General features: G+C 44.4%; 12 protein-coding genes. 7 read left to right on the top strand and 5 right to left on the bottom strand.

Annotated elements, in window-relative coordinates; all coding sequences use genetic code 11:
• Window positions 1-516: helix-turn-helix domain-containing protein (locus BLD48_RS12135; protein WP_236630013.1), on the bottom strand; the 516-nt coding region annotated here is incomplete at its 3' end.
• A 50-nt stretch (window positions 517-566) separates the two neighbouring features.
• Window positions 567-1505 carry a quinone oxidoreductase family protein gene (locus BLD48_RS12130; protein WP_071500431.1) on the bottom strand — a complete coding sequence of 313 codons (939 nt, stop codon included), beginning with the start codon at window positions 1503-1505 and terminating at the stop codon, window positions 567-569.
• Window positions 1506-1606: 101 nt separating this feature from the next.
• Between BLD48_RS12130 and yidD the strand changes: the two genes are divergently transcribed.
• Window positions 1607-1873 (top strand): membrane protein insertion efficiency factor YidD, encoded by a 267-nt coding sequence (gene yidD, locus BLD48_RS12125; RefSeq protein ID WP_071500430.1) that lies wholly within the window; start codon window positions 1607-1609, stop codon window positions 1871-1873.
• A 69-nt stretch (window positions 1874-1942) separates the two neighbouring features.
• On the opposite strand, the gene BLD48_RS12120 is transcribed toward yidD, so the two are convergent.
• Together BLD48_RS12120 and BLD48_RS12115 are read right to left on the bottom strand one after the other, a co-directional pair.
• Window positions 1943-2332 (bottom strand): tautomerase family protein, encoded by a 390-nt coding sequence (locus BLD48_RS12120; RefSeq protein ID WP_071500429.1) that lies wholly within the window; start codon window positions 2330-2332, stop codon window positions 1943-1945.
• 61 nt (window positions 2333-2393) lie between these two features.
• Window positions 2394-3878: an aldehyde dehydrogenase family protein gene (locus BLD48_RS12115; RefSeq protein WP_071500428.1), complete on the bottom strand. Its 1485-nt coding sequence runs from the start codon at window positions 3876-3878 to the stop codon at window positions 2394-2396.
• A 194-nt stretch (window positions 3879-4072) separates the two neighbouring features.
• Between BLD48_RS12115 and BLD48_RS12110 the strand changes: the two genes are divergently transcribed.
• From BLD48_RS12110 to BLD48_RS12090, 6 genes are all read left to right on the top strand, one after another.
• Window positions 4073-5278 carry a DUF2254 domain-containing protein gene (locus tag BLD48_RS12110; RefSeq protein WP_083412324.1) on the top strand — a complete coding sequence of 402 codons (1206 nt, stop codon included), beginning with the start codon at window positions 4073-4075 and terminating at the stop codon, window positions 5276-5278.
• Between the two features lie 63 nt (window positions 5279-5341).
• Window positions 5342-5824, top strand: a complete 483-nt coding sequence (locus tag BLD48_RS12105) for a DUF456 domain-containing protein (protein WP_014969537.1) — start codon at window positions 5342-5344, stop codon at window positions 5822-5824.
• Window positions 5825-5967: 143 nt separating this feature from the next.
• Entirely contained in the window at window positions 5968-7353 is a 1386-nt protein-coding gene (locus tag BLD48_RS12100; protein WP_143082940.1) for a hemolysin family protein, read from the top strand.
• A 147-nt stretch (window positions 7354-7500) separates the two neighbouring features.
• Window positions 7501-7941, top strand: coding sequence for an Ohr family peroxiredoxin (locus BLD48_RS12095; RefSeq protein ID WP_026830885.1), 441 nt, complete (start codon window positions 7501-7503; stop codon window positions 7939-7941).
• A 28-nt stretch (window positions 7942-7969) separates the two neighbouring features.
• Window positions 7970-8140, top strand: coding sequence for a hypothetical protein (locus tag BLD48_RS16410; RefSeq protein WP_201723151.1), 171 nt, complete (start codon window positions 7970-7972; stop codon window positions 8138-8140).
• Between the two features lie 29 nt (window positions 8141-8169).
• Window positions 8170-8682 (top strand): type 1 glutamine amidotransferase domain-containing protein, encoded by a 513-nt coding sequence (locus BLD48_RS12090; RefSeq protein WP_071500427.1) that lies wholly within the window; start codon window positions 8170-8172, stop codon window positions 8680-8682.
• A 62-nt stretch (window positions 8683-8744) separates the two neighbouring features.
• Here BLD48_RS12090 and BLD48_RS12085 read toward each other — a convergent pair whose 3' ends face one another.
• Complete coding sequence (locus BLD48_RS12085; protein ID WP_071500426.1) at window positions 8745-9152, bottom strand: VOC family protein; 408 nt, start codon at window positions 9150-9152, stop codon at window positions 8745-8747.
• Between the last annotated feature and the right edge of the window lie 71 nt (window positions 9153-9223).

Below are 9223 nucleotides of genomic sequence, written 5' to 3'. Positions count from 1 at the left end.
TTTCTGAGGTGATGGTAAACGAAGGTTTTGCTGGAATCTGTCTGTTGGTGTGGTTGGTGTTAATGGTTGGGTGTTGGACGGTTTCGAGTGGGCGAAACGAACCCATTTCAGCTTTGGAAGTTTGGGCTTGTTGCATCCAATCGAGACTTCAGGAAGCTGGTTTTTGCCTTGGATGTTGGTCTTGTACGACTGGACGGGATGGCGCTTGGACTTGAAACGAGGGCGTTCGTTCTGCTTCTTGAAGAAGCGGTCAAACGCATCGGCAAGGTGTTTGACGCTGATCTGAACAGATGTACTATCCACTTCCTTCAACCAGTCGAACTCCTGCTTCAACAAAGGAATTTCTTTGGAACAAGAACCGTAGGACAGTCCTTTTCCAGTGGTCTTGTACATTTCATCCCACTTCGATAAGAAGTGGTTGAAGACGAAACGCGAACATCCAATCGTCTTCGCGATCAGGATTTCCTGCTCTTTTGTGGGGTAGATTCTGAATTTGTAGGCCTTGTGCTTCAACAAGATTTTTCACCTCCTTCAAAGGGAATATACCCGAAAGGCAGGCTGGCGATTCATCTCCCACTTTCACTTCGTTTAGAAGTGGGAGATGAATCGCCTAATTTTGATAAAGTAGGCGGAGCTAATCGTAATTGATCAGACTGAATCCAGCTGAACAGTTCGCCGGCACGACGAATTCGCTCTTCCCGAGTCGTCAAGACGTTCCACAAATCGCCACCTGTCAACGTCTTAGAGGTGTCCATTAAAAAACGTGGGTCAATCGCCACAGGATCACCGCCGGCCATTCCGTAAAAAACGACGGTCCCGTGGACTTTCGTTGCTTGAAAACTTTTCAGCAAGGTAGAACCGACCGATTCGTAAACGACATCGACACCACGTTGGTTTGTTAATGTATGGAGTTGATCTACCCAGTCGTCGGAGTAGAGAAAAACGTGTTCACAACCATTTTGTTTAGCGATGGCGGCTTTTTCCGGAGAAGATGTCAAACCGATTGGAATGGCACCGCGTAAACGGACGATTTGTGTCAACAGTTGTCCGACGCCGCCAGCTGCCGCGTGAACCAATACCAAATCACGCGGCCGGATCTCGTAACTGTCTCGTGTCAGATAGTGAGCAGTTAAACCTTGCAACAAAACGGAGGCCGCTGTTTCGTAAGAAATCGAATCTGGTAACGGAATGACTTTATCAGAGGGGGCAGCGACAAACTCCGCATTGGCATTTGCAACGTCGGCAAAGGCGACGCGTTGTCCGACATGTAGATCCGTCACAGTATCTCCTAGTCGAACGATAATACCGGAACCTTCATATCCTAAAAGATAAGGAGGTGTTCCTTCTAAATGATAATTCCCTTTACGACGGTAAATATCGGCAAAATTTAGCCCGATTGCTTTCATCTGAATCAATACCTCGTTGGATTGAAGTTCAGGTGTCGGGTGTTCCTGGTACGTCAGTACACTAGAATCTCCAAATGAACGAAACGTAAGAGCTCTCATAAGTACACTTCCTTTTTAGTATTTATTAGAAGTAGTATAATTTACTCAAGCGAAAAATCCTTTTAATATGCGTTACAGTAAGAAAAAGAAGGTGGAGAAAAATGAAAAAAGTCATGTTGGGTGGCATTCATTTTTATCAAAAAGTGATTTCACCGATGAAACCAGCGACGTGCCGATTTTATCCGACTTGTTCCCATTACGGGAAAGAGGCGATTGAAAGACATGGTGCCATTAAAGGTGGGTATTTAACGACACGACGATTGATGCGGTGCCAACCGTTTCATCCGGGTGGTCTTGATTTTGTTCCGGAGACGTTTGACTGGAAAGCACCAGTGCAACGAGAAAATCCGAAAGAACATCAAGACTAATTAGAAAAGGAGCCTGAACTCGACATACGCTCGAGTTCAGGCTCCTTTTTATAGATGGCAGACAACGTTTTAAAGATCACCTGTTAAAAACTGTGCTTTACCGAGACCAAAACTCCAGTCCGCGGCGTCATTTTCGACGATAGAGACCATTAAATCGCTTGGTGCGAGTCCACAGTTAGCTTCTAGTCGTTCGGCAAGCAAACGATAAAGCGCTTGTTTCTTTACTTCTGTCCGTGTCTTACTCGTCACGCTGATGAGAACGACCCGATTTGTCCGTTGAAACCCAAGACCTGTATCTTGGATCACCATCTCATTTGCTTTATGGGTATGAACGATTTGGTAACGATCTCGTTCCGGGACATCAAATGCTTCAAGCATCGCTTCGTGCGCGGTATCTAATAGAAGCTTCAATTCCTCATCCGAACGACCTTCGATGACATCAAAACGAAGTAATGGCATAATTTTGTTCCCTTCTTATGTAGAAGTACGGGAAACCCCGTACTTCGTCATCACCATATTTTTATTCGAAAAACGGTTTGTATTGACGGCGTTCGTGCATGACAGACAACCACTGGACTGTCGAGAATTCTTCAAGAACCCATTCTCCGTTGAAACGACCAAGACCTGAGTCTTTTTCGCCACCAAACGGCATGTGTGGCTCATCGTTGACTGATTGGTCATTGATGTGAATCATCCCTGTTTCGACTTGAAGTGCAAACTCAGTCGCACGTTCGATTGATGAACCATGAACGGCACCGCTTAATCCATAGGGAAGTGAGTTAGCGAGTTCAAGCGCTTCAGCGTCATCTTTGAATGGAATGATGACAGCGACCGGTCCGAAGATTTCATTTTTCGCAAGCGGCATATCGTTTGTCACACCCGTCACTACAGTAGGAGCGATGACGTTACCGTTGGCTTCGCCGCCAACACGGACTGTTGCACCAGCAGCTTTTGTTTTTTCGATTTCTTCCATGATCCGGTCGACTTGTGATTGATTGATCAGTGGTCCGACTTGTGTGCGCCCGTTTGAAGGGTCACCGAACTGAAGTTCTTTGACACGTGCGACATATTTTTCAACGAATTCATCGTGAATCGATTGAGCGACGAGAATCCGATTTGTTGACATACAGATTTGACCTTGGTGATAGAATTTGCTGTAGACAGCAGATTCGACCGCACGATCGAGATCCGCATCATCAAGGACGACGAAGACATTGTTCCCACCCAGTTCAAGGGCAGTCTTTTTCAGATGTTTCCCGGCGAGTTCACCGATGTGGCGACCGACTTCAGTCGAGCCTGTGAAAGAAATCAGGCGTGGCACAGGATGCTCAACGATGGAATCACCAATTTCTGACCCGCGACCAACGATGACATTCAAGACACCTTTTGGTAAACCCGCTTTCTCGAAAAGACTTGCGAAAATCAAACCGCCTGAAACAGGTGTATCCGTTGCCGGTTTGACGACAACTGCGTTTCCGATTGCGATTGCCGTTGCGATTGAACGGATAGCAAGGTGGAACGGGAAGTTCCATGGGCTGATGATTCCGATGACACCAAGTGCCTTCCGGTAAATCCGGTTTTCTTTACCAGGAACGACCGATGGACGAATCTCACCGTGCATCCGGAGTGGGAAAGTAGCTGCTTCTTTAACGATCAAGACGGACGCCAGGAATTCACCTTCCGCTTTGATGCGTGTGCTGCCTGACTCTTTGATGAGCCATTCGACGATCGTTTCTTTTTCTTCATACATGACTTTTAAGAACTGTTCGATCAATCCTTGGCGTTTTAGTGCCGGGACTTTCGCCCATTCTTTCTGGGCAACTTTTGCAGATTGATAAGCATCATCTAAGTCGTCATTATTTGCTGCCGAAATCTCAAATAATGTTTCTCCTGTGAAAGGATTCGTATTTTTCATATTGCTGTCACTTGCGCCTTTGCGCCACTGACCATTAATAAAAATTTTAGTGAAGTCGGTATTGAGTGTTGATTGTGTTTGCTGTTGCATGGATATTCATCTCCAATTCGTTTTGATAACACTTAAGTTATTCACGTTATGTGGAGAAGTAAAACACAAACCTACACTTTCACAAAATGAATTGACTTGGCATCTTCTGAAAAAATTACGAGAATACGTTTTACTAGATGTAGAAACAGGAATTAAAAATATACCGGTATATTTAAGAGTGGAGTGGATGAGGAATGCAGAAGTTGAAGTTATTGTATCGAGAAACAAACTGGTGGTGGCCACTCCTTTACGGACTAGGTGGAGCGATGTTGACGGCAATCGTCTTAACCATCGATTTATATGCAAAAGAGTTGTTTCCGAATGACTGGAAAACGACACTTGGACTGGCACAAACCATTCATAGCGCAGTCTTTACGGGACTGTTGACGATGATGACGTTTACGTTTTCGACGATTTTAGTTGTCTTGACGACCTACTCCTCTCAATTTTCCCCGCGGACGTTACCGAATTTCATTGAGAACCGGCAAGTGCAACACATCTTTGGGATTTTCATCGGGACTGTCACGTATTCGATTACGATGCTCTTTTTCATGCGTCCGTCTTTAAAAGATAGTGTCGTTGCCTCAGCCGTTGCCGTCTTGGTCGTCTTGATTGCGATTGTTGCGTTTGTCGCGTTTGTGCACATTGTCAGTCAGTCGATTCGCGTGACGACATTACTCGATCGACTGCATGAAGAAGGATGTATGCTGATTGAAGAACACATCGATGCCATTGAAGCGGGACGTTACCAGCTCGTGTCCGACAACGGGACGAACCATCCTTTCAGTGTGACTGCTACTCAGACCGGTTATTTGCAGGCAGTTGATTATGACTTATTGATAAAATCGGACCAACATGTCGTGATCGATGTTGCAATCGGGAGTTACGTCACAAAAGGTCAACGAATCGGGAATACGACTCAACAAGATGTGGAGAAAGGGATCATTATCGGACCGACTCGATCAGCCGAACAGGACTTTCCGTTTGTGATTCAAAAATTAACGGAAGTGGCGCTGCGGGCTATTTCACCCGGCATTAACGATCCTAACACCGCTCGTCATGCGATGCGGCAAATCGGAGATTTATTGAGACGTTATACCGTCTTACAGGATGGTCATCTGTTAGTCTCTGGAACAGGAACGGTCGTGATGAGTCGCCTGACGTTTTCTGACCTTCTTTACCTGACATTCTATCAACTGCGCCATTACGGAAAAGAGGATGTTTCCGTTCTTGCGACGATGCTTGAATCGCTTGAGATCATGAAGAGGAGTGCACTTCCGGAACATAGAATCAGCATTGATCAATTCATCCCGTTTGTCTGTTCGGAAGTTGATTGGACGTCGTTAAATGAGTGGGATCGCCGTCATCTTGAACAAGCCGAGCAAAAAGCACGTTTGTGAAACCTCTCCACGGATTTTGACGTAATCGTAGGAAGGAAAGAAATCAGAAAGTAGGAGATATGCATGACCATCGTATTATGGACATTGATTGCCGTCTGTTTCTTGGCGGCGTTTGCCGGACTTGTTTATCCTGTCATCCCAAGCGCGCCATTACTTGTCATTGGATTTTTAATTTATGGTTTTGGATTTAGTTTTACAGAATTGACGATTAGTTTTTGGATCATCCAAGCGGTTTTTATTGTTTTGTTGTTTACATTGGATTATTTAGTCAGTTCGTATACGGTCGATCGGCGTGGTGGATCACAGGCTGCGAAAATCGCGACGACCGTCGGCTTGATCACGGGACCGTTCATCATTCCAGGAATCGGTCTACTGATTTTTCCATTTGTGTTTGCGATTCTGACCGAAAAAATCATCAGTAAAAAAACATGGAAAGATTCGGTATCAATCGGGATCGGAACCGTCCTAGGCATTCTTTCAAGTGCCCTCTTAAAAGGAATCGCGATGTTGTTGATGATCGTTGTTTTCATCATGTATGTCGTGTAAGTGAAAAGAAACGTCATCTGCAAGTACACATTTCGTGAGAGTTCCGTTATAGTATGAATATGAAAAAGTAGAGAAGCTTGTTCGTTAAAAAACAAGCTTCTTTTTGATGGAAAAGACCGACAAGATGTTGCCGGCTTAATTAAATGGAGGTGAATCCCCTTAGTTTGGGGAAACGATTGGACAGTACACACGCAGTGGAAACATTTGATACAACAACGATTATCATTCGGCTTTTGATTATTGCACTCCTGATTGTGTTGACCGCGTTTTTTGTCGCGGCAGAATTTTCGGTCGTAAAAATGAGGATGTCCCGAATCGATCAATTGATCACAGAAGGTAGCAAAACGGCGAAGACGGCTAAAAAATTAGTGGAAAACCTGGATTATTATTTATCAGCTTGTCAACTCGGGATTACGGTGACGGCACTTGGGTTAGGGTGGTTAGGTGAATCGACGGTGGGCGCGATCTTGGAAATGGTGTTTAAGGAAATTGCGCTTCCTGAATCTATTTCAACTGTCGTTTCGTTTACGTTAGCCTTTTCCGTCGTGACGTTTTTGCACGTCGTCCTCGGAGAACTCGCACCAAAGTCGTTAGCGATCCAAAAGACAGAAGCCATCACGATGTTGCTTGCGCCACCACTTTATTGGTTCGGGAAAGTCATGAAACCGGTGATTTGGTTGTTAAACGGCTCAGCCCGCGTGTTCTTGCGTCTATTTGGAGTCGAACCGGTCGGACATGAAGATGCCCATTCGGAAGAAGAAATCAAAATCATCATGACTCAAAGTTACAAGAGTGGTGAAATCAACCAAACCGAGTTGTCTTACATGCAAAATATCTTTTCGTTTGATGAACGGATTGCGAAAGATATCATGTTGCCGCGGACGGATTTAATTACTATTTCAAATGATGCCACGATGCAGGACATCATCGCATTAGTCGAGGAATACCAGTTTACTCGATATCCGGTCGCAGAAGAAGGCGATAAGGATAAGATTTTAGGCTTCATCAATGCGAAACAACTGTTCACCGACCATATGGCGAACAAAGGGAAAGCATTAAGTTATTATGTCCACAACTTACCGATTGTATCGGAATATTCGCCTTTACAAGACGCGATGCTGAAAATGCAAGTCGAACGGACACCGATGGCACTTGTCATCGATGAGTACGGTGGGACTGCTGGTGTCATCACGATGGAAGATATCCTAGAAGAAATCGTTGGTGAGATTCGAGATGAGTTCGACAAAGATGAAAAAGCAGACATCGAACAGATTCATGAACGACTGTACCGGATTTCCGGTCGTGTCTTGATCGATGATTTAAACGAACGTTTTAATTTAGGAATTGAAGAAGAAGACATTGATACGATTGGTGGCTGGGTCATGGCGCAGGATACGGAAGTATCAAGTGGTCAGGAATTCCGTTATAAAAATCATACGGTCAAAGTCATGGAAGTCGACAATCACCAAGTCAAATCGATTTACCTGCAGTTACCTGAAAAAGAACCAGTGACAGAAGAAATTATCTAAGCGTCGAGAAGGCGGCTACACTTCGGTGTAGTCTTTTTTTTGTGAGGAAGAACCTTTTTAGTTGTTTATTCTCCTGCAGACAGTGGTATTACTGTTTATGTGGCCAAAACAAGCTACTAAAATTAGCGGACAAAGGGGTTCTTATTCATGACGAAAACAATTCTTACTTCACGCGCAACTGCAGTAGGGGGACGCGATGGAAAGGTCGCCTCTGATGATAACGTAATTAATTTAGATCTCGTAATGCCTGGTACAAAAGGCAAAGAAAATATACCAACGTCTAACCCGGAGCAATTATTTGCTGCCGGATACGCGGCATGTTTTGATGGCGCCTTTAACTTAATGGCACGTCAAGCGAAAAAAAGAGTTGAAACACGGACAAATTCTGAAGTCAGCCTGCTCGAAGATGAAGAAGCCGGTGGTGTAAAAATCGCTGCTAAGTTGGTTGTTGAAGTCGTAGGTGTGACAGAGGAAGAAGCGCAGGATCTACTCGAAAAAACACATCAATTCTGCCCGTATTCAAAAGCGACACGTGGCAACATCGATGTTGATTTATCCGTAAAAGTAGTCGAAACGTTAAGCAACTAACTTGTCCTTGATAAGGGAGGGACGCCACATGGCTCCAAAAGAAACGGACCGACCGAACGAAAAGTTTGAAGATGAACGAAAACGTTTGACGGATAAGGAACGTGAGCTTTCACCCGAACAACAAGAAGAAGTCCTTAAAGGAAAAGATCAGATGCCAGATGATCCGGTGTCATCTCGAGATCGAGGATTCGATAAGTAACGTAAACTTTATTTTGGGGGATCAATCATATGAGTAAAAAAGTAGCTGTCGTACTCGCTAATCATTTTGAAGATGTAGAATTTACCGGACCAGTTGAAGCGTTAAAAGAGGCAGGTCATGAAGTGACAGTCATCGGAACTGAAAAGGGAGCGGAACTTGTTGGAAAACAAGAAGAAGCAAAAGTGACAGTCGATCTTACAATCGATGAGACGTCTTCTTCTGATTTTGACGCATTATTGATTCCAGGCGGATTCTCACCTGATCTGCTTCGGGAAGATAATCGATTCGTGACGTTTACAGAAGAATTTGATGCATCAAAAAAACCGATTTTCTCGATCTGTCATGGTCCACAATTGATGATCAATGCTAAAATCGTCAAAGGACGTAAGATGACAGGATATAAATCGATTCGAATCGATCTAGAAAATGCAGGGGTGACGTTTGAAGATCATGAAGTAGTCGTAGATGATAACTTCGTTTCAAGCCGTCAACCAGATGACATTCCGGCATTCAATCGTGAAATGTTAGCAAAACTAGCTTAATTTGGGTTCTTACTAAAAAAACGAGCGTCTCCGCCTTTGTAGGTTGAGAAACGCTCGTTTTTTTAGTTTTCTGGATAATCACATAGCTCCGTGATGACACCATGTGAATGGCGCGGATCCATATAGATTAACCGTCGCCCGAGTGGAGTTTGGCGATACGTATCTTCTAAAAAGGTAATACCACGTGCTTTTGCTTCGTGGATTGCTTGGTCTAAATCATCGACACGGTAGGCAATATGATGCACACCTTTTCCACGTTGTTTTAAGAAACGAGCAATCGGACTTTCGGGACTGGTTGGAGTCAATAGTTCGATGTGAGCATCTTCAAAGGCAATGACAGCAATATTTGATGCGACACCGGGAGTCGGATTGCTGTACTCCCGGATCAGTGTTCCTCCTAAAATGGTTGTATAGAACGTAATCGCTTCTTGCATATCGCGAACGGCAATACCTGTATGATCCAAATGCATAGACAGTTCCTCCTTTACTTCGATAGTTACAGTGTGTCAAACTCTTCAACAACACGCAATCAAGACGCCCG

It is taken from the genome of Exiguobacterium sp. KRL4, from assembly GCF_001870785.1.
GTDB lineage: Bacteria > Bacillota > Bacilli > Exiguobacteriales > Exiguobacteriaceae > Exiguobacterium_A.
Note: the sequence above shows the minus strand (reverse complement) of the source record. Positions and strands in the feature narration are given on the sequence as shown.

Coding starts and splice junctions, on each gene's coding strand:
- BLD48_RS12130 (WP_071500431.1), bottom strand. CDS start 1,505: ATGAGAGCTCTTACGTTTCGTTCATTTGGAGATTCTAGTGTACTGACG.
- yidD (WP_071500430.1), top strand. CDS start 1,607: ATGAAAAAAGTCATGTTGGGTGGCATTCATTTTTATCAAAAAGTGATT.
- BLD48_RS12120 (WP_071500429.1), bottom strand. CDS start 2,332: ATGCCATTACTTCGTTTTGATGTCATCGAAGGTCGTTCGGATGAGGAA.
- BLD48_RS12115 (WP_071500428.1), bottom strand. CDS start 3,878: ATGCAACAGCAAACACAATCAACACTCAATACCGACTTCACTAAAATT.
- BLD48_RS12110 (WP_083412324.1), top strand. CDS start 4,073: ATGCAGAAGTTGAAGTTATTGTATCGAGAAACAAACTGGTGGTGGCCA.
- BLD48_RS12105 (WP_014969537.1), top strand. CDS start 5,342: ATGACCATCGTATTATGGACATTGATTGCCGTCTGTTTCTTGGCGGCG.
- BLD48_RS12100 (WP_143082940.1), top strand. CDS start 5,968: ATGGAGGTGAATCCCCTTAGTTTGGGGAAACGATTGGACAGTACACAC.
- BLD48_RS12095 (WP_026830885.1), top strand. CDS start 7,501: ATGACGAAAACAATTCTTACTTCACGCGCAACTGCAGTAGGGGGACGC.
- BLD48_RS16410 (WP_201723151.1), top strand. CDS start 7,970: ATGGCTCCAAAAGAAACGGACCGACCGAACGAAAAGTTTGAAGATGAA.
- BLD48_RS12090 (WP_071500427.1), top strand. CDS start 8,170: ATGAGTAAAAAAGTAGCTGTCGTACTCGCTAATCATTTTGAAGATGTA.
- BLD48_RS12085 (WP_071500426.1), bottom strand. CDS start 9,152: ATGCATTTGGATCATACAGGTATTGCCGTTCGCGATATGCAAGAAGCG.